Here is a 20006-nt window from a genome sequence, read left to right on the forward strand (position 1 = left end):
ATTATATAACAGCCATCGAAAAGAGATGTAAGGAGGGGACAAAAGGTCGTCTGAAACCTTATTTCAAAAAGATTTCAGACGACCTTGTTATCGCGGACGGGCTATTCTTCAGAAATGGAAAAGAAAAGTTTTTCCTGTTTCAATACGTTGCCGTCTGCATCCGTAAGAGGAGATTGCGCTGCGGAAAACTTGATGACGGCAAGGCTTAAGCTGCCGTTTTCAGTTAGCGCAGTGTTGATGATTTGTCCGGCTTCCGCACCTTCGGAAACCACGCCTACACCTGCTGCTTCCAATGAATCTCCGCTCAATACCGCCAGCCGGCGTTTTACTTGGCCTCGATATTGGGCGCGCGCAATAATTTCTTGACCGGGATAGCAGCCTTTTTTGAAATGTACGCCGCCGATGATGTGTTGGTTGAGCATTTGTGCAACAGCGGTTTCTTTGGTCGCGGCAGAAATCCATGGATAGCCGCTGCGAATTTCGTGCAGATTCCACGCATTTTCGGCTTGGGCATCATATTCGGGGAGCTGCGCCGCCTCACCGATTTTCAGACGACCTTTATGGGGTAGGGGAATGGTATATACACCGTTTTCCAGTGATGCCTCGAAAGAAAGGTTGGGTGAGTCGGGCGGGGTAGCATGGCAGCTTTCATCGAGCATGCCTGCAACGGCAAAATCGGGTAGGGGGGTAAATTCGACTTTGGCGCGTAATACGAACATACGCAGCCGTTTCACGATAGATTCAGCCAAATCCGCCGCCATGACCAGCAATAAATCTTCCCCTCGGTTTAATACAATCATATTCGCCAAAACACGTCCCTTAGGTGTGTTGTAAGTCGCGTAGCAGGCATGATTTACAGGTAAGTGATTAATGTCATTAGATAGTTGGCCATGGAGAAATGAAGCGCGATCTTCTCCGCCGACACGGATGACGCTGAAAAAAGGTAAACGGCTTTGCATAGGGAATCCTTCTATAACCTGTTTCCCGATTAAGGGATTGCGGATAGGTATTCTAGCTTATTTCACTTGGGGAATGTAGTAAAATGAGAGCTTACCAAGCATCAGCAAGAAAGAAACAGCATGATTGAATTATACGGAATCACAAATTGCGACACAGTTAAAAAGGCACGCAACTGGTTGGCTGAAAATAATATTGTGTACGAATTTTCCGATTTTAAGAAAAACGCCCCAAGCGAGGCAGTTATCCGTCAATGGTTGGAACAGGTTCCTTTGGAAATCCTGCTCAACAAACGTGGTACGACATGGCGCAAACTTGACGATGCAGACCGTCAAGCAGCCGAAAATAATCTGGACGAGGCAGTCCGACTGATGGAGGAAAATCCAAGTTTGATCAAACGTCCGGTTTTGCGTAAAGACGGCAGGGTTTACGTCGGATTTTCTGTTGAAAACTATCAGAAGATTTTTTCGGAATAAAACGTCGTCTGAAAGATGCGGATTCCTTGAAAAAACGCTACAATGCGCGCTTGCCATTAACCATTACGCCCTCAAACCAATATGTTCCATACCGTTGAAAAATATAAAACTCCCGCCCAAATCCTACTGGGTCTGATTGCGTTGACCTTTATCGGCTTTGGTGTTGAAACTGCGAGAAACTCCAGCTCCGACTATATCGTTAAGGTCGGCAGCGAAAAAATAAGCGATCATACCTTGAATAATGCCGTACAGGCGGAACAGGCCGCAGGCGGCGGGCAAAGCCGCGAAGCTATATTTAGCGGACTGGTTCAGCGTGCCTATCTGAAAGAGGGCGCAAAGATGATGGGCATAGATGTGTCTATGGATCAGGTTAAGCAGGCTATTGTCGATGATCCGGCATTTCATGATGCCAACGGTAAATTCAGTCAGGCATTGTTTACGCAATATCTGAGCCAACGCCATATGTCCGAAGACCAATTTATCGATGATTTACGAGAGCAGTTTGCCTTACAAAATTTGATTAACTTGGTTCAGAACGGGGCAATTATCAGCGATTCTCAAGCAGAGCAGCTGATTAAGCTGACTCAGTCAAACCGTACCATCCGTTCATTTACATTCAGCCCGGAAACATTTGCGGCACAAGTCAAAACGGATGATGCCACTTTGCAACGTTATTATGAATCGCATAAAAAAGATTATCTGATTCCCCAAGCTGTGAAGCTTGAATACGTTGCCCTGAATGCAGCTCATTTGGCGGAGAAGCAAAGCGTCAGTGCGGATGAAGTCAAAAAAGCATTTGACGAAGAAGTTGCCGCATTGCCACAAAATGCTCCTAAGCCTGAGTTTGACAAAGAAAAAGCACGCATTGAGGCTGCTTTGAAACTTAAAAAAGCCTCCGCTGATTTTAATGCCGCCAAAGAAAACCTTGCTGAAGAAGCGTTTAATCATCCGAATTCCTTAGATGAGGCGGCGAAAAAACTAGGTTTGAAAATCGAAACTTCCGATCAATGGCTGACGCAGGCCGATGCCAAAGCGGCAGGTATGCCCGATGCGTTGATTAGCGCGGCATTCAGCGAAGATGTCTTGAAGAAAAAACACAATTCAGACATTATCAATATTGACAACAATACTGTTTGGGTCGTTCGCGCCAAAGAAGTCCGTGAAGAAAAAACAGCCGGATTTGCCGAAGCGAGAGATAAAGTTCAGGCTGCCTATGTCCGTAGCGAATCTGTTAAACTTGCCGAGAAGAAAGCGCAAGAAACTTTGGCGGACTTGAAAGCAGGAAAGAACGTAGATTTACAATGGTCGCCCGTTGAGCAATTGTCAGCACAGGACGCTCGAAAATCCATGCCGCCCGAAGCCTACAACGAATTGGTCAAAGCCCGCCCTGCGAATGGCAAACCGGCTTTTGCTTTGTTGGAAGGGTTGCCTTCGCCGGTTATTATGGAAGTTCAAAGCATTGCTGCACCGGAAAATGTTTCAGCACAAATTCCCGCTGCCAAACAGGCTTTGGTACAAAATCAATCTGCCAATATATTCAGCCGGTTGCTGCAATATCTGAGTAAGCAGATTGAGCAGGTTCAAGGTTCGCAAAAACTGGATAATTCTGCCGAATAAAACGGCACATTTTAAGCAAACGGTCGGATATTCGCGACCGTTTCGTTTACAAAGCCCTCAAAGGTCGTCTGAAAAAATGAGTAAATCACCCGATGCGTTGACACGCCTGATTAACGCTTTGAAAGTTCTGCCCAATGTCGGTCCCAAGTCTGCACAAAGGATGGCACATCAACTTTTGCAGCATAAACGGCAGGAAGCCGAAAATTTGGTTGAGGCTTTGCAATACGCTTTGTTGCAAGTTCAGCATTGCCAGATGTGCAACAATTTTTGCGAAAGTGATTTATGCGAGATTTGTTCCGATGCCAACCGTGATCCCCGCAGGCTGATGATAGTCCATATGCCTGCCGATGTTTCTAATATGGAAACAGCCAATTGCCATGACGGACTTTATTTCGTTTTAATGGGGCAGGTCAGTCCTGCCCAAGGCATGGATATTTCTCATATTTCTTTAGACAAACTGGTTGCACGCCTACAAAACAGCGAAGTGGAAGAAATTATTATCGCAACCAACTTTACCGCCGAAGGTGATGCGACAGCCTATGTGTTGGCGGAATTATTCAAACCTTTACCCTATAAAGTCAGCCGCCTTGCACGAGGCATTCCTTTAGGCGGAGAGCTTGAATACGTCGATGCGGGCACTTTGGCACAGGCAGTATATGAACGGCGTATGTTGAAAACCGATTCAATGGAAGAGTAGGGCAATCAACGCTAACAATGACAAAGGTCGTCTGAAAATGTTCAGACGACCTTTGTTATGAAAACATGATGTAATGAAATCAATCGGATAAATTATTTACAGTTTACACCTTGAATTTGCGGAGACGAACCGTTGCCGACTTTAAATGTACAGGTTGTCGCGCTGTTGCCGGATACAGTAACAATCCCGCTACCCGCATTCAGGCTGACAGGCTCTTTAACACCCATCCCGACTGCAGTCGCAGCCAGTTTTTGGACGTCTGCATCAGAGTAAGATGTGTTATTTGAACTAATTTTGATTTCTTTTGCGTATGAATTGGCACTCAAAGCCAAGCCGGCAGCAATGATGGGCAAAACCAAAATTTTACTGATTTTCATGAGGTTGTTTCCTTTTTTAATATCGGTAGTGTGTACCGTTTGCTCAGAATAAGGCCATATGACGGATTATGCAAGTCTCAGGGCGAAATTTACGGTACTTGGCAATTTGACCGTCGGCATTTACATACGGATGTCGGCTTATCGGAATGACTCGGACTAGGACGGTATTTTACGGTACAATATTCGATTTTCAACATACACTGGAGCATTCGGATGGTTTCTTTGGAAACATGGATCGGACTTCGCTATCTCAGGGCGAAAAAACGCAATGGATTCATGTCGTTTATCACCATGATTTCAATTATCGGTATTGCATTAGGCGTTACCGCGCTGATTACCGTACTGTCTGTAATGAACGGTTTTCAAAAGGAAATCAGAGGGCAGTTACTGAATGTCGCCCCTCATGCTGAAATCGGTTATTACGATAATGGCAATGGGTTAGGGTGGCAAAACCTTCGTGAAATCGTCAAAGATAAAAAAGAAGTGCTGGCAAGCGCGCCTTACATATCCGATCAAGCCTTACTTGCCAATGCGGGGGAAGTTAGAGGGGTTCAAATCCGCGGTATCTTACCATCCGAAGAAAAGAATGTTGTAGATTATGGAAAAGATATGCCTGCGGGCAGTTTTGACAGCCTGAAACCCGGTAACTTCGATATCATTTTAGGAGAAGGCCTGGCTCAAGCTTTAGGCGCGGAAGTCGGAGGAAAAGTTACCGTTATCACCCCTGAGGGCAATGTTACCCCCGCAGGCGTCGTACCTCGTCTGAAACAGTTCAACGTCGTAGGCTTAGTCAAAACTGGCGTATATGAAGTAGACAATTCCCTGGCAATGACGCATATCCAAGATGCCCAAGTATTGTATAGATTGGGTGAAAATTTCGGCGGGCTGCGCCTGAAACTGGCTGACCCGCAAAATGCTCCCTCGTTTACTGCAAATTTAATCCCGCCTTCCAAAAAAGATTCAATTTGGGTCAGAGACTGGACGTTCAATAACCGCAGCTACTTTGAAGCAGTAGAGTTGGAAAAACGCATGATGTTCATCATCCTGACATTGATTATCGCCGTTGCAGCCTTCAATTTGGTATCGTCCTTAGTGATGGCGGTAACGGAGAAACAAGCCGATATTGCCATTTTGCGCACATTGGGTCTTGCGCCATCAGGAGTTATGAAAATTTTCATGGTACAAGGGGCTTTTGCAGGCTTTTTTGGAACGCTTATCGGCGTGGTATGCGGCGTATTACTGGGTTGGAACGTCGGTAAAATCGTTGCATTCTTTGAAAAACTTTTCGGCGTCCACCTTATCAACTCACAAATCTATTTTATCGACTATTTACCCAGCGACGTAAACATGCGAGATGTGGCGGTTATTTCCTGTATTTCTTTAGGATTGTCATTCCTTGCCACACTTTATCCAAGTTGGCGTGCAGCCAAAACACAACCGGCGGAGGCCTTACGATATGAATAACAATATAGTATTGAAATGCACAAATATCGGAAAAAGTTACCGGGACGGTTCATTAAACGTACAAGTATTGAAAAACCTGAATCTTGAAGTAAAAGAAGGAGAAGGAATCAGTATTATCGGTTCGTCAGGTAGCGGTAAATCAACCCTTTTACATATTTTAGGCGGCTTGGACAAACCATCAGAGGGGAAAATTACCCTGATGAATCGGGATATAAGCGATATGTCTCAAAGAAAACTGGGAGAATTACGCAATAATTATCTGGGTTTTGTTTACCAATTCCATCATTTGCTACCTGAATTTTCTGCACTTGAAAACGTAATGATGCCGCTTTTAATCGGCAAAAAAAACAAAGCGGAAGCAGAAACGCAAGCTGCCGATATGCTTGAAAAAGTTGGATTGAAACAAAGGATATTACATCGTCCAAGCGAACTGTCAGGAGGTGAAAGACAGCGCGCTGCCATTGCAAGAGCCTTAGTTACACGCCCCAAATGCCTTCTGGCTGATGAACCGACAGGTAATTTAGATAGGAAAAATGCCCAAAACATTTTGGACATGATGATGGACCTGAAAACAGAATTAAATACAAGCCTGATTGTTGTTACTCACGATGATGAGCTTGCCATGCGGTTTGAAAGAGTAATGACCATGCAGGATGGACATTTACAAAGTAAGGCATAATGTATAAGTTCACATAATGCATACTATGTAAATTTCAAAAATAATCAAGAATATAGGCCAAATGCTTTTCCCACATAGCATGTCAGCAATTACTGTTTTTTAGGTATAGTATGATAGTAAACCTTTTATGTAATTAAAGTCAACCATAGGTATTTCTAAGATTTTGTTGTAATTTTTAAATTTTAAGAAGACTTTGTCTTATAATCATTTCATAATTCATAAATATTTTTTGAGGTATTTTGCTTGAAAAAATCCAGCGATGCTTAATAAAACGACAGGAAGTAACAGAATAATTGGATCAATAGAGAAGGGCATACTTAAGTAAATAAATACGGTTGTCCAAATGATACCGGATCGCCAAAATTTGGCACGGTGGTAAATCGCAGCAGATTCCCTTGCCGCATTTTGTTGCCGGATTTTTCTCTTCATGAAACCATCAAAAACCGCACTGCATACCATAATAATCAATAACGGAATAAAAGCCATGATATTCCCGATTCGGATGGCGATGATTTTAAGCGTATCGTTAAGGATGGACAGCTCGGCTGCAAAATTTTCCAATATTCCGGCGAAACCGGAACTTAGAGCATCATTCTGCTGGCCGTTAATCAAAGGTTCGATTCCACTGAGTTTGAAGACAACCAAATATAAGCCGTCGTAAATCCAGCGGATAACGGCAATATGGAACGGTAGCTCGGCTGTACTGCTTTGAGCAAAAATCTCTTGGGTTCGAATCAGTTCTGATTTCAATAAATCATCCTGTCCGAAGTAGGTTTGAATAGTTACCGACGAAAAAAACAGGATTGCAGTAACCAACAAAATGATAAAAGTCCATTTGAACGGTTTTGTCAAAAAACCAATGCTGGTTGACTTGGCCAGAAATTCGGGAGATTGGTTAGCCATAATATTGCCCTTCTACAAAAGCATTGTTTTCTAAGTCATCAGTGCGGTTCAAACGGACGATTTCGCGCATTTTTTCTGCAACGGCAGTCAAATCGGATGGAACGTCAATGTCCGGGTCAGGCAAAGGGAGTGGTAGCCGGATTTTATAGAGCTGCCCGCCCTCTAGTAGCGCAAAAGCCTGTCCTTTGGGCAGGTTGATCAAGTCCGATGTTTGCAGCATCGGGACGGTTTCTGTTGCTAACCGGTCTTCGTTCGAACTGGTAAAATCCTCCATGTCTTTCGGAAGGGCGACATCTCCGGCGGAAGATACCTGGGTACCTGAAACGACTTTGACATCCGGTAGCTGGCTGGTCAGCAATTCGGCGGTTGATTCGTGCTTGACGCGGAGCATAATCATATTGTTCAAGTTGCCGGCAATTTGACCTGCTTTAGCGGCCGAACCGATTTTGGCTTCGACATCAGACCATGTTTGCGTGTAAACGGTTACTTGATAACCGGCACCGCCGGCTTTATTCAGCAGCGGAATGAACTCATCCCCGATTAATTCGTTAAATTCGTCTGCATGAATAGCCACTTTCCGTTTTTTAGTTATTCCTGACTGACCAAAGCCATGGCCGTGCTTGTAGATATGACCGGAAAGCGAAGTCAGGTCTGCAAACATAGCATTACCAACTGCTGCGGCTACTTCAGCATCGGTCAGTGCATCCAGACCCACATATACCACTGCTTCGGAAGCCATGACTTTACGCCAGTCCATAACTGGTCGCTCATCCGTTAAATCATTGAAATCCGGACTGATTAATTCGGCTACTTTGCCGCTGGTCAGTTTTTCAAGTAATGGGTACAGTGATGAAACTAATTTATCGAAGTAGGTGCGCTCATTACCTAAAATGCCGATGACGGCATCCGTCAATGGATTGTTCGATCCTTTTGATTTCAGGAAATACGCGGTTCTAACCGTTTCCATATCCCGACCGGTTTTGCCGGCCGTTTTCTTTTGTTCTGATTCCAAATCGTAAGATTCATATTCTTTTTCCCATCCTGGATATTCCAAGTTGAGCGTTTTTTCAAAATAGGCTTTAGCCAAATCATCCATATTCACAGCGCATTGGTAAATGCTCAAATAGGTTGGTTTGATGGAAATGGCTTCCATAATTTTGGCTAGCACGTTTACAAAACGCCATACGAATGCTTTAAATGCTGCCGAATTGCCTTCTCCTGGCAAACCATTGGACATACGGGTGGCCACTTCGGTAATCCGGGAGAAATCTCCAACAGGATTGTAACGGCAGGATACTTCGGGAAAACCTAGGTGAAAAAGGTAAAATGGCCGTTTCATCTTTTTTGCGCGCGCATACATCATCAGCATTACATCAGCATCACCCTTAGGGTCGAACATAATGGTTACGTCACCACGGCAGATGTCTTGGTTAATCATGACCTCTGCAAGGCGGGTTTTACCGACACGGGTGGTTCCCCAAACCCCAGTATGGCCGACGCGCTCACCCAACGACATGTAGATTTCCTCTTCCTCAAGTTCGACGCCGTGAATTTCAGGAGAGCCACCGACGGGAGGCAAGGGGGCCACCGGATTCCACCAAGCATTTGATGAAGTCAGCTTGGTCAGCCATGTTTCTCCCGGTGTTTTGATTTCATGCAGCCGTGCAGCCTTATACAACTTTCCTGGAAGACGGAGGTGGTCGTTTTCTGGCTGGCGAATCATCATCAAACGCTGGGTATGCTTCTGCGTCCATCTAAACCCTTTTCCTAAAAACAATGCTTTGTCGGATACCGGAATTTGATCGGGAGTAGCCGCATAATAGGGGAGGTTTTTCACATTTTTCCGATACCGGCGGATGCGGTTGCCTTCAAAATAGCGTTTGACTGCCAGCCCGCTTAGAACCGGAATAACCGCATAGCGACTGATTCCGGGCAAGGGCATGAGTGTGGCTGCCAGCGTCGCGGCAGAATAGGATGCAGCGCTGCAAAATTCATAGGGGTAGCGGTATACATTTTCAGGAAGACGGATGGTCAGACTCATGAATCTTCTCCAGTCGGTTTAGATTGAAGTAGGTTTTGGCTGTCAGCCAGTGCAATATCAATGTTGTTTGGTGGTCTGCTGTCGGCTTTCACAATTAGGTGTAGTTTGTCTTCAGGTATCAGATAGCAGTGAAACAATAACTTCCGCTGTGCTTTCACGGCTAAGGCGGTATAGATAGCAGAACGCTTGGTGCGACCATGAAGACCCAGTGCGGTAAATCCTTTTTGTGCCAAGAGGCCAGGGCAGCTTGGGTTGTTTTTGTCAAAGACCCCACCGGCGTATTCTCTAAAGATGGCCGGCGTAACCAGTAACATTCCTTGTTCGACAAAATGGACGGGGGAGCCGCTTTGGTTAACGGTAATACTGCCCTCGGCCAGTCCGTTGGCCAACCAGTTCCAAAAGCGTTTTCCCTCATCTTTTAGTGCCTGCTTTTGCCCGTCCAGTACATCATTGGCTTTTTTGTGGATGGCAGGTTGCTGTTCCAGCATATTGTCCTGTCGGTGAACCGTGACCGGTCGTGGGGAGCGTGTCGGTAGGGATTTCCGTTCGTCTTGGATTTCATCCAAAGCGGCGGCTGCGGTATCCTCTGAGGAAAGATATTGCGGCACACTTTGTTGTGGTAAAACTGGTTTATCTTGAATATCAGGATTGGTATCGTTTTCAGATGACGAGTTGGGTTTTTCGGCTCTTTGTCCGTTAAAGTCGGAGAACAGAGAGTCCAGAACAGACATTGCTTTTTTCTTAGGTTGTTTCTCCTGCCGTTTAGCTGTGGACAGACTGCTAGCGGTCTGTACTTCAGACGTCGTAGTAGTAACCTGATCGGGCAGAGCTGGTTGTTTCTTCTGTTCCGTCGGATTCGGTGATTCTTGTATCTTGGGGGGAATATCACTTGAAGTATCAGTATCTTCCTCTTCCAGTAGGTTGTGCAGGCTCAAAAGTGCATCAATACCTGATTTTGCTTTCGGTTTGTCTTTTTTTGGTTTGGCTTGAGGTGGCGGCAGGATTTCTACTTCCGACTTAGAAAGGGAGGATGGGGCAGGTATAACCTCAGTTTTCTGTTTGGGAATATCTTCCTGTACTGCCAAAAAATCCATTTTGCGCACAGGCGGAAGGGGGGTGTTGTCGATTTCGTCGACTTTTTCTGTTGGCGTTAAAGCAGATTCAGCCATAATTCCTGGCTCGTTTTTCAAATCAGCAGTATCTTCTGGTGCAGGTTCGTACATCTGCAACGTTACATCAGGGCATACTTCCAACATTCCCTGAAATTCGTGCGGGTATTGGCCGTCAGGGTACAGTGTGTTCAGTTTGAAACACAGCATTGTAAAAAAATGCGATTTAACGGCACCATCCATGCGTTCAAAACTGACGGCAACAGGAGTAACGGCTTTACGGTTGTCTTTCGGGTTGGGGAGGACAGCACCGTATTCCAGCAAAGTATCGAAAATACGCTGATTATCTGATGGAAATAAAGCTGCGTCAGGGTGTTTACTTTTGCCAAGATAGGTTCGGATGTAATCGGGAACATTCTTGGCCATCATAAAGACCAAATCGTCTTTTCTAAAAATATCGCCGCCGGCGGTAGAGGCAATGCTGAAATGGGCGCCACGTTCGGCCAACATGCTACGCAAAGTATTCATCACGATTTCGATGAGAGGCGGACGTTTTGCTGAGGAGAAACGCTGTCTTGAGCCGTGACGTAGGTCTCGAGCTGTGGACGTCATGTCGGCTTGTTTGATAATGTCCGTCAGTGGACTGTCCTGTTGCTGGCCAGAAAGATAGCTACGCAATGCTTTAATCAAATTCGGATCGGCTTCATTCATCCATTTGCGTGCATTGGACGGCACGATGCTTTGGAAAAACGTCCAACCCAGCGCGGCATGAGCTTCGTAAGCAGCTTTATGATTCGGAAAGGTCACGCGGTACAGTTTTTTACCACTTTCGTCCATGTTGCCTGTATCGGGCATCCATAAGGAAAATTTTCTACTATTGGCTTTTTCGTATAACTCAATTTCGAAAGAAGTCAGCGTTTTACCGATGTCGTGTAGCAGGGCGGCCGTCAGGATACCGTAGCGCCACACGGCAGTCAGACGTGCTATGTCTTCGGTTTTTGCGTTCGGCGGCCAACTGCGCGAAGAAGAAGCGAGCAGGGCGAGGGCGGCAACGTCAAGCGTATGTTTGACCAAGCCGCCGTCGCCAGCATGATGGTGAGATTCTGAGGCAGGAAGACGCTGAACAAAAGCTATGAAATTGCGTAATAAGGGCAGACCGTCTCTGTTCCAGTTTTCATTTGAGAGACCGAGATTGGCTTTGATGTTGGCAATAGAAGGCTGTAAATCTAATTCTGCAATCAACTCATCAGCCGACAGAATCAGAAACTTATCGCCATAAATTTTTTGAACGGCAACTGAAACCGGTGCAGGGGATTGCTGCGGTTTTGAAGGTTTGCGGTTAAGGTAGAAATAGGCAGCTCCCGCGCCGCCTATTAATGCCAAGCCTGTGTAGGATAGCCAGTCCATCATGCGTAAGCCACATAGTCGGGATGGATCATCCGCATCATTTTAAGTTTGAATTGTAGTGCCGGCGCATGAGGCTGGTCGCTGATATACAGATTGGCATTGGGGCAATAGCGGTAAAATTCGCAGAACGGTTCATTCAGACTGTTCCAGTTGCCGTTCGGTGTTTGTGCGATGAAGTAGCAGCCTTCGAACTCCCGGCTTAATAAGTCAGCGATATGTTCATCAGTCGCAGTTACAGGAAGTTGTTCCAGCAAACTGGTGGTTTTTTCAACCAAAAACGCCTCTGTGGATGTTTCATTCAGGGTATATTGCTCGATAAAACCCTCACACTGGTGCAACATTGATAACAAAATGCCGGACCACCTCGGGCTGGCTTTGTCAAAACGTTCCAAGCTGAAGCAGAGTTGGTTGAAATGATAATTGTCCATGGTGAGTTTCCGAAAGTGGTTTTAGTAAAGCAAATGTTATCCTATGTAGAAAGGTAGGCAAGCGATAATCCGAATCAGGGCTTTTTCGTATTGTTTCTTGACAAAAGTCCAAAACCATGAACTCTTTTCGGCCTTTTCTCTTTTTGACAGCCATGGTTGTCCATGGCTGTCGTTACCTTTATGGCTGTTTCTTTTTCCTTTAAGTCTTTTTAACTCTTACATTTAAGGCGTTTCCATTAACCATTAAGCCTTTTAAAAAGGAAATATGCGGTTTTAAGCATATTTCCTTTTTGGCTTTTCTGATAAGTCCTTTACCATTTAGATTCATACTATTTCGATTTTGTCAAGAAACAATGCGATAAAAATCAAATTCATATTATTTCTGTCAAAATTTTTGACAAAGTTTCACAATCAATCCCGTCGCTTATTACGACAACTTTTAATTTAAAACCGACCTGTGGTTTGAAGATAGAGGTGGGGGTACCTTTACTTTAACCTGCTTCGTATTCTTAAAGAGGGGCGTTGGCTATCCTGTTCCATGCAGGCGTCACCGTATAGCGTCTGTTCCAGCGTCCTTCTTTAAGAATATGGGCATGTACAAGGGTCGCATCATGCAGACAAATAACCAAACCGCCATTCCCGCCGAATTTGAGATGCTGCTGCAAGAAGTAGGCAAAAAATACGACATTGGCGACTCTGGCAGGTTTATCAAGCAGAACGAAGGCGATGAAAAAGTTGTCAGCTTTCTGAATTGGGTATTTCCTTACGCCAAATCCATTAAAGCGTCCGATGTGCATTTTTCCAGCCGCGAAAACGGCTGCCAAATCCGTATCCGTCACGAAAACATGCAGATAGCCAACGAATGGCTGTTTACCCGTCAGGCCGCGCTCATCATCAATAACCAAATTCGTGCCAAATGCCGCTTGCCAATACACGATATTGACTCCTGCCTGGATTCATCGTTTTGGATGCTAGATAGTGATGGCGAAGCCATGATTGATATCCGGGTCAGCATCGCACCGACAACCTTTGGTCAAAACATTGTGTGTCGGTTGGGTAATCAGGCTACTGATTTGCCGTTATCCAAAATCGACATGCCAGAAGATGTGCGTTCTGCTTATTTGCAAGTATTGGACAGCAAACAGGGCATGATCATTGTCAGCGGACCTACCGGCTCCGGTAAAAGTGCGACTCTAGCAGCCAGCATCAGTCATCTGAATAAAGAAACCATCAACATCATGACGGTAGAAGATCCCGTTGAAAATCGTATTCCCGGAGCCAATCAGGTCAGCATTAATCCGCACCGTACCTTTGCCAAGGTTCTGCGCTCTTTCTTGCGACAGGATCCGGACATCATCATGGTAGGCGAAATCCGTGACACGGAAACTGCTGCGATTGCTACAACTGCGGCCAATACCGGCCACTTGCTGCTCTCCAGTGTCCATGCCAATAACGCACCGGCAACATTACTGCGCTTGATGGATTTGAATGCCGAACCGTATGCGTTGGCTGAGGCTCTGCTGTGTTTCTTTTCCCAGCGCTTGGTCAGAAAACTATGCAGTAACTGCGCTAAAACGGTCAATCTGAGTGAGGAGCAACAGGATCAATTACCAACGCGTTTCCCGAACAGATCCTATTACGCCATTAACGAAAAGGGCTGTGAATTGTGCGGACATCAGGGCCATAAAGGGCGGATTCCCGTATTTGAAATGGCATTTAATACCAGCGAGGTCCGGCAGGCCATTCTTTCTCAGGACTTAGACGGTGTGCGTGCCGCATTATTCAAGCAATCTGTGTACCGGACATTGACCGAAGCGGCACTAGAACTGTCAGCAGTAGCCAAAGTCGATTTTTACGATGCGTTATCCGTAACTCAAGAAACTTTTTTATCGGATGTTGGGGCAAGTTATGAAACTGTATAAAACCGCAATAGGTATCACTTTGGCAGGTTTGCTGTTTCCGAGTATGGCGGCGGCGGCACCTGATTTGCAGACACAGCAAGCTTCGAAAACAGCCGCTGATTTAAGCGGCATCATCAAACCGTATCAAACCGTCGGCAACTTTAAAGATGAGGCGACGCGGATTTATATGTTTGTATCGTTTGAATGTCCGTATTGTGCCAGCACGTGGGCAGGCTTTGCCCAGTGGGGTCGAACCCTGCCTGAGCCGTACCAGCTGGTTTTTGTGCCACTGTTCGGAACAAAAACACAAAACGCGGCTGCTACGGCTTTCTACATCGTTAGAGACATGGCTCCTAACCGCATTAACGAATACATGCGGTTGGCTTATGGTGAAACGACCAACCGCAGGGTAACACCGGATACCTATGTAGGCATCCTACGCAGCATGGGTTTCAGTCAGGCGCAAATCAATGCGTCACTAAACAGTAAAAACACCCAAAACCGCATTGCTCGAGCCATAGACTTGTCACGCCGCTACCGAGTTTCGGTTACGCCTTCTTTCGGTGTTGTCGGCAAATACACGACCCACGCCGGCTTTACCAACGGTGATTACAGTTTGCTGACCCAGTTATTAAACGGATTGGTATCAGATGCGATGGAAAAGATTTAAACCTTACCGCCGCCTGGCTTTTTGGACGGCAACCGTACTGTACGGTCTCTGCATGATTAATGTTCCTCCAGCCCAAACATGCCAGCTACCTAATGAGCAGATTGATACGGGTCGGTTTGTTGCGCAACATTTGGACAAGCCCATGCTGATGGCAAGCAAAACAGTATTTAGCCTGTCGCTCTATCCGAAATGCTTTGCTCCGGTATCGGAGTCAAATGGGATAGACAGTTGGACGGCCGAGGCATTGAGACCGTTGCAGCAACATGCTTACCGCAGTTATAAAAATTGGATGTCCGTTATAGCTTGGGCGGTATTGATTAACACAGTTTGGTTTTGGTTGTTTGCAGCGGCAGCTGCTTGGAAAGGCATAAATAATGGTAATCAGCAAAAGTAATTCGGCAGCAGTCGTGATGACGACATGGTTGTTGGGGGCTTGTGCATACCCTATCCAACAGGGTCAGGCACAAGCAGAGACGGCCGTAATGCCGGTGAGCGAGCGTACGGAATTGGTGGTGCTGCGCCAACCTGCCGGATATTCGGATGTGGCTTTGATAGGGATAGAGGAAGGTACCTATATCTGGAAACCGCAAGAAATCAGTCCGTTCGGAATCCAACTTTCTTTCGGTAACAGTGATGGCGGTTCGAAGCACCTGCATACGGTGTATTTCGCTACCGATTCCGCCACCATTAGTAAAAAAGAGAAACAGCGTTTAGAAGCAATTGTCAAATCACTGCCTGAAAGCGGAGCGATATTGTCAGGATATGCAGACCCAAGAGCCTCTGGTTCTTATAACTTGGAATTATCGCGCAGACGTGCCGATGCAGTAGCCTCTTACCTTCGTTATCACGGCATCAGCGTGGACAAAGAATGCGCTTACGGCAAATACCGGCTTCCGGATGCCAATTTGTGCCAGTAAGGAGAACAGAAAATGACGAATGAAGAAGTGTATTACCCTGAATGTATCGATACCATGCAGCAGGTTCTAATTTTTGAAGCCGACGATCTGATGCCTATCTTTTTGGGGTTGGCGGCAGCGGCCATTATCAATATGCAGGTCCGTTCACCCATGCTGTACATATTCGGGCTGCTTGGCGGCATCCTGATGAGTGTAATGTATATCAGATTGAAACGGAATGCCTTGCCCGGCGCGTTTATCCACCTGATTTACTTATGCGGCCTACCGCTGAACAAAGTCTTTAACAATGGCCTGTTGCGTCGAGTGGAGGATTGATATGCAACTGAAAACAGCCCGTAAGAAGATGGCGGATTTATTGGGCGAAAACCGGACTTTGAAAATTGTCTGCCTGTGTTTGGGGATTGTTAGTGTGGGTTTGACCTATAAAGTTGCCACCATGCACGAGCGCATTGTCATCCAACCGCCGAACTTGACTAAAAGTGCAGTTGCTGCATTTGACCACGCTTCCGTTGAGTATTTCGAACCGATGGCGATTTACATCGTTTCAACCATTTCTTCAGTTGTGCCGGAGTCCGTGGACTTTATTTCAGACAGTATGGAACAGTTTTTTGATCCAGAGGTGTGGGTTTCGTTAAGACCGCAGTTGTTGGCTGTAAAAAGTAATCCAAAATACAACGGCATCAATGCCATGAGTTATTTTCAACCGACCAACGGCGTGATTTACGAACCTTCCACTAAAAAATTCTACGTTAGCGGCAAACTTACTTCGTCAGCGTACAGTAAAGGTGCAGTACAGAGTATCGGTTCGGTACAGGCTACTTACGAATTGAAGATGTATATGAAAAACGGTCTTCCGCGAGTCAGCTACTTCAAAGCCTATGTAGGTGAGCCGATGACCGAAGAATGGGTGCGCTCCCATAAAGACCAGGCTGAAAAACGTCAGGAGCGGATGAAACAGGTTGTTCCCGATGCCCGTGAAAGTGAAATACAACGGGATCCAACAATACAGGCTACCGAGTTGGAGCAAGCGGTTCAGAGCGCCCCAGTCACGCAACCGGTATCGGAAGTTCCGACAGAAACAACCAACCCAGTCGGATTGCAGCCTTCGGGTACCAGTATTGACGGTGTAGAGCCGCCAGTCGGCAAAGAGGACATTTTACCGTGAGGAAGACCATGAAAAATTACCGTTTGTTGAGTTTGGCCGTCTTAACGGCATTGACAGGCTGTGTATCGGCACCACAATCACAACCCGAACCCAAAGAGGAGGTTTACCGGCCGGTAGAAGAAGTTTGGCCGGATGTGGTGGCCAAACCTGCTAAGAAAACGACAGTTAAAGGCAGCAAAGCTATAACTACTAAAAATGCCAATCTGCCCAATAAAAGCAGCTATGCGCAACGCCGTGTTGTTCAGATTAAAACACCTGTCAGCGGCGGTTATCAGGACAATATCCAAGAAGGCATGGTGCGTGGAGTACACAATATTACTTCACTTTACGGCGAAAACCATACTGTGCCGATTGCCTTGAATTATCCGTCCATTATTATGACGCCGTTTGCCAATCCCAAAATGGTGGGTAACAAAAAACTGTATGACGCAGAAATCCATGGTCCGAATTTCATTCTCAAACCAAATACGGCACAGAAATTCATGGTCATGGTATACGACGAGGGTAATCCGACGCTGCCTGTGTCTCTGACTTTATCGCCGCAAGCCAAATTAAATTCACAGACCATCAGTCTGGCGACGGGCGGGCTTTCTCCCTTGGAAAAAAGCGGTACCCGTGTCGGTAAGCAGGGCGAGTTTACCCAAATGCTGTCGGCTGTATTACAGGATATTGTCAAAGGGGTTGTACCGACCGGTTATACCGTCCGTCCTCTGAGTGAAAAAATGCGCATGGCCAACGGTATGGCTTCGGTACCGGTTGAACGGTACAGCAGCAGCCAGTTTGACGTATATCGCTACCGCCTGACCAATACGACCGATACGCCTCAAGTGCTGGCTGAAGAAATGTTCGGCGCCAACAAACGTGTGATGGCCGTAGCTTTCTACCCTAAAGTCAGCGTTTATCCGGGCGAAACCACAGATGTGCTGATCATGGTATCAAAACTGGGAGCGAAATAATGAGCCTCAAAAGCAAATGGTCGAACATGACCGGCAAACAGAAACAGATCGCCGTACTTGGTAGCGTCGGCGGTCTCGGTCTGTTGATTCTGATTACCGCCGCCATGCGGGATTACAGCAACGGGATGCTGCGTAAGCCAGAGAAGAATACTGAAACCCAAGTTTTAACTCCTGCAACACGGAATATGAACGAAGAGAAAATGGCGGCAGAAATTCAAGCACTGCGACAGCAGATGGAAGCCGACCGGCGCGAACGTATGACGCAGCAGCCAGGACAAGGGGTGCAGGAAAAGGGTTTAAGTGAAGACGAGGTAAACCGCAAGATTGCTGACGCATTGCAGGCAGCAGAAGCCGCTAAAGGTGCTTCCGAGCGTGACACGGTCAATCCCGGCGCTCCGCTTGCCGATGGCAACGGAGATGGCAGCAAAGTCACTTTACCGTCTGAAACCGTACCGACGGAAGAAGAGCAGGGTGATGAATCAAAATCTGCCTTCCAAAGTACCGGTGGCGTTAAAAAAACTGCGACAGGGACATCCAAGAAGGCTGCTGATGCAGATGATGAAAGTAAAACCTACCTGCCCCCAGGTGCTACCTTGTCGATAGCGCTTCTGTCCGGTGTCAACGCACCGACCAATACCAACAATGACAGCAAAGATCCGTTGCCAGTGTTGATGCAGGTTAGGGGAACGGCCATTCTGCCTAACGGCTACCGTTCCGATTTATCCAACTGTTTCGTACTAGCCTCAACTTTTGGGCAATACATGGATTCCCGCGCCATGATGCGCACAAAAACCATTTCCTGTATCCGCAATGATGGGAAAGCGGTCGAAGCAAACATCCAAGGGACAGTATTTGGAGAAGATGGGAAGCCGGGCTTCCAAGGCCGTTTGGTTTCCAAAACCGGCAAAGTGATTTCACAACTGCTCAAAGTCGGCGCGATGGAAACCATGGCCAATATTGCCACCGGGGTCGCCAACGGCATCAATATCAATACCGGTAGTTCGAGAAGTACCTCTACTAGTACGCAAATCAACTTAGGCGGAGTCAGCGGACAGGCAGCCGGTAAAGCGGCCAGCAAAACTTTTGACCGTATCGCCGATATTTACAGCAGTTATGGCACGCAAGCCATTCCGGTGGTTGAGGTCGAGCCGTTGCGCACAGGGGAAATCATTCTGACTCAAGGGGTATTTTTACACATCGTTCATGACACAAAGAAAGGCCGCAAATGAAATCCTTAATTTTGGGAGCGACAGTATTGCCGGTAATGCTACTTTCAGCTTGCTCCTCAACATTCAACGTCGGCGACAGCAGCAAACTTTCCTGTCCGCAATCGGTAAAAGGCATGCCTTGCGTTACCGTTCGAGCCGCCTACTATGCGGCGCAAGAATACGATCCTGACGAAGTCATCCAAATCGGATTGGTCGATGAAAAAGGCGGCAAAAACAAGAGAACATCAGGAGGCGTAGCTCCCTTTTTACCGGAAAGCGTACCTAATGTAGCAGCTATCGGCGAACCAAAACCGTTATTGGAACCTGCCAAAGTCATGCGCGTATGGGTCAATGCCTACGAAGATGAAAGCGGTAATTTGGTTTATCCGAGCCGCGTATTTTCCGAAGTGACGCCGAGGAAGTGGGATGTCGGTTATTCCGCCTCGCAGGGTTTGCAAAGTTCACGGCGGATTACACCACTGGTCGTAGCCCAGCAGGATGAAGCGGAAACTGAAAGTGATGTAGACACTGCCCAAGAAGCAGCCGAAGAAACCGCGAAAACAGTACCGTCCGCACGTCAAAACAACCGCCAGCAGGACAATCAGGCGATTCCCGATTCTTTACCGGCCGGTGTGATTCCGCCGTTGCAGTAAGTTTTTTAACTCATGTTTTTTCACAAAAAGGAAATGAAAATGGCTCAGACGAATATCGCCAAAAAATTGCAGAAGAAATATTCCAATGCACGCCAAACAACATTAACGGCTTTACTGTTTGCTGCTGTATCTGCACCAGCACATGCCGGTGGCGACCAAACCTTCCAAGACGGTATCGACTGGCTGCTCAGTATGATGCAAGGCAGTATGGGTGGATTCATCGTTTTAATCGCCATTTTGGTGGCCGCTATCGGTATGATGTTCGGTGGATGGAAAGGTTTGTTGGCCGTGGTCGGTATTATTGCCTGCCTCATTGTGATTCCAGCAGGTGTGTTGGCTTTATTTTCAGCCAGTATCCCCTTATAACGATAAAAGGGCAGA

At 46.6% G+C, this 20006-nt stretch carries 21 protein-coding genes; 15 read left to right on the forward strand and 6 right to left on the reverse strand.

All coding sequences use genetic code 11. The annotated features are described in order from the left end of the window. Window positions 1–101: 101 nt before the first annotated feature. Window positions 102–959 (reverse strand): CAF17-like 4Fe-4S cluster assembly/insertion protein YgfZ, encoded by an 858-nt coding sequence (ygfZ, locus tag DBY90_RS06210; protein ID WP_070493091.1) that lies wholly within the window; start codon window positions 957–959, stop codon window positions 102–104. A 120-nt stretch (window positions 960–1079) separates the two neighbouring features. Between ygfZ and DBY90_RS06215 the strand changes: the two genes are divergently transcribed. The 3 genes from DBY90_RS06215 (at window position 1080) to recR (ending at window position 3747) form a co-directional block, all read left to right on the forward strand. Then, the gene (locus DBY90_RS06215; protein ID WP_070493094.1) at window positions 1080–1433 is read left to right on the forward strand and encodes an ArsC family reductase; all 354 of its coding nucleotides are present in this window, start codon (window positions 1080–1082) and stop codon (window positions 1431–1433) included. 81 nt (window positions 1434–1514) lie between these two features. Beyond that, window positions 1515–3050: a SurA N-terminal domain-containing protein gene (locus tag DBY90_RS06220; RefSeq protein ID WP_070493097.1), complete on the forward strand. Its 1536-nt coding sequence runs from the start codon at window positions 1515–1517 to the stop codon at window positions 3048–3050. Between the two features lie 76 nt (window positions 3051–3126). Further along, window positions 3127–3747: a recombination mediator RecR gene (recR, locus tag DBY90_RS06225; RefSeq protein ID WP_049229323.1), complete on the forward strand. Its 621-nt coding sequence runs from the start codon at window positions 3127–3129 to the stop codon at window positions 3745–3747. Window positions 3748–3839: 92 nt separating this feature from the next. On the opposite strand, the gene DBY90_RS06230 is transcribed toward recR, so the two are convergent. Continuing rightward, entirely contained in the window at window positions 3840–4124 is a 285-nt protein-coding gene (locus tag DBY90_RS06230) for a hypothetical protein (RefSeq protein WP_003743264.1), read from the reverse strand. 213 nt (window positions 4125–4337) lie between these two features. Between DBY90_RS06230 and DBY90_RS06235 the strand changes: the two genes are divergently transcribed. Both DBY90_RS06235 and lolD read left to right on the forward strand, forming a co-directional pair. Beyond that, window positions 4338–5588 carry a lipoprotein-releasing ABC transporter permease subunit gene (locus DBY90_RS06235; RefSeq protein ID WP_070493101.1) on the forward strand — a complete coding sequence of 417 codons (1251 nt, stop codon included), beginning with the start codon at window positions 4338–4340 and terminating at the stop codon, window positions 5586–5588. Further along, window positions 5581–6267, forward strand: coding sequence for a lipoprotein-releasing ABC transporter ATP-binding protein LolD (lolD, locus tag DBY90_RS06240; protein WP_070493104.1), 687 nt, complete (start codon window positions 5581–5583; stop codon window positions 6265–6267). The genes DBY90_RS06235 and lolD overlap by 8 nt, the downstream gene beginning before the upstream one ends. Before the next feature lie 216 nt (window positions 6268–6483). On the opposite strand, the gene DBY90_RS06245 is transcribed toward lolD, so the two are convergent. Genes DBY90_RS06245 through DBY90_RS06260 form a run of 4 tightly spaced genes read right to left on the reverse strand, consistent with a single transcriptional unit; the run spans window position 6484 to window position 12155 of the window. Then, window positions 6484–7170 carry a DUF4400 domain-containing protein gene (locus DBY90_RS06245; protein ID WP_107986745.1) on the reverse strand — a complete coding sequence of 229 codons (687 nt, stop codon included), beginning with the start codon at window positions 7168–7170 and terminating at the stop codon, window positions 6484–6486. Continuing rightward, on the reverse strand, window positions 7163–9211 hold the full coding sequence (gene traD, locus DBY90_RS06250) for a type IV conjugative transfer system coupling protein TraD (protein ID WP_107986747.1): 2049 nt from the start codon (window positions 9209–9211) through the stop codon (window positions 7163–7165). Before traD ends, DBY90_RS06245 begins: the two co-directional genes overlap by 8 nt. Beyond that, complete coding sequence (gene mobH / locus DBY90_RS06255) at window positions 9208–11730, reverse strand: MobH family relaxase (protein WP_107986749.1); 2523 nt, start codon at window positions 11728–11730, stop codon at window positions 9208–9210. Before mobH ends, traD begins: the two co-directional genes overlap by 4 nt. Then, entirely contained in the window at window positions 11727–12155 is a 429-nt protein-coding gene (locus DBY90_RS06260; RefSeq protein WP_107986751.1) for a hypothetical protein, read from the reverse strand. The genes mobH and DBY90_RS06260 overlap by 4 nt, the downstream gene beginning before the upstream one ends. Window positions 12156–12766: 611 nt before the next feature. On the opposite strand from DBY90_RS06260, the gene DBY90_RS06265 reads away from it, so the two are divergent. From DBY90_RS06265 to DBY90_RS06310, 10 genes are read left to right on the forward strand one after another with little or no spacing between them, the layout of a single operon-like run. Next, window positions 12767–14077 carry a GspE/PulE family protein gene (locus DBY90_RS06265; protein ID WP_185952186.1) on the forward strand — a complete coding sequence of 437 codons (1311 nt, stop codon included), beginning with the start codon at window positions 12767–12769 and terminating at the stop codon, window positions 14075–14077. Further along, window positions 14064–14726, forward strand: a complete 663-nt coding sequence (locus DBY90_RS06270; protein ID WP_107986755.1) for a thioredoxin domain-containing protein — start codon at window positions 14064–14066, stop codon at window positions 14724–14726. The genes DBY90_RS06265 and DBY90_RS06270 overlap by 14 nt, the downstream gene beginning before the upstream one ends. 52 nt (window positions 14727–14778) lie before the next feature. Further along, window positions 14779–15120 (forward strand): hypothetical protein, encoded by a 342-nt coding sequence (locus DBY90_RS06275; protein WP_185952187.1) that lies wholly within the window; start codon window positions 14779–14781, stop codon window positions 15118–15120. After that, entirely contained in the window at window positions 15101–15643 is a 543-nt protein-coding gene (locus DBY90_RS06280; protein ID WP_107986759.1) for an OmpA family protein, read from the forward strand. The genes DBY90_RS06275 and DBY90_RS06280 overlap by 20 nt, the downstream gene beginning before the upstream one ends. Window positions 15644–15655: 12 nt before the next feature. After that, complete coding sequence (locus DBY90_RS06285) at window positions 15656–15958, forward strand: type IV conjugative transfer system protein TraL (protein ID WP_107986761.1); 303 nt, start codon at window positions 15656–15658, stop codon at window positions 15956–15958. Between the two features lies 1 nt (window position 15959). After that, a complete protein-coding gene (locus DBY90_RS06290; RefSeq protein WP_185952188.1) occupies window positions 15960–16808 on the forward strand; it encodes a TraE/TraK family type IV conjugative transfer system protein in 849 nt (282 codons plus the stop codon). Between the two features lie 8 nt (window positions 16809–16816). Then, window positions 16817–17764: a TraK domain-containing protein gene (locus DBY90_RS06295; protein WP_107986765.1), complete on the forward strand. Its 948-nt coding sequence runs from the start codon at window positions 16817–16819 to the stop codon at window positions 17762–17764. Further along, window positions 17764–18993, forward strand: a complete 1230-nt coding sequence (locus DBY90_RS06300) for a TraB/VirB10 family protein (protein ID WP_107986767.1) — start codon at window positions 17764–17766, stop codon at window positions 18991–18993. Before DBY90_RS06295 ends, DBY90_RS06300 begins: the two co-directional genes overlap by 1 nt. Beyond that, window positions 18990–19625, forward strand: coding sequence for a TraV family lipoprotein (locus DBY90_RS06305; RefSeq protein WP_107986769.1), 636 nt, complete (start codon window positions 18990–18992; stop codon window positions 19623–19625). Before DBY90_RS06300 ends, DBY90_RS06305 begins: the two co-directional genes overlap by 4 nt. Before the next feature lie 39 nt (window positions 19626–19664). Beyond that, on the forward strand, window positions 19665–19991 hold the full coding sequence (locus DBY90_RS06310) for a TrbC/VirB2 family protein (protein ID WP_185952189.1): 327 nt from the start codon (window positions 19665–19667) through the stop codon (window positions 19989–19991). Window positions 19992–20006 lie beyond the last annotated feature (15 nt).

The organism is Neisseria mucosa (genome assembly GCF_003044445.1).
Lineage (GTDB): Bacteria > Pseudomonadota > Gammaproteobacteria > Burkholderiales > Neisseriaceae > Neisseria > Neisseria mucosa_A.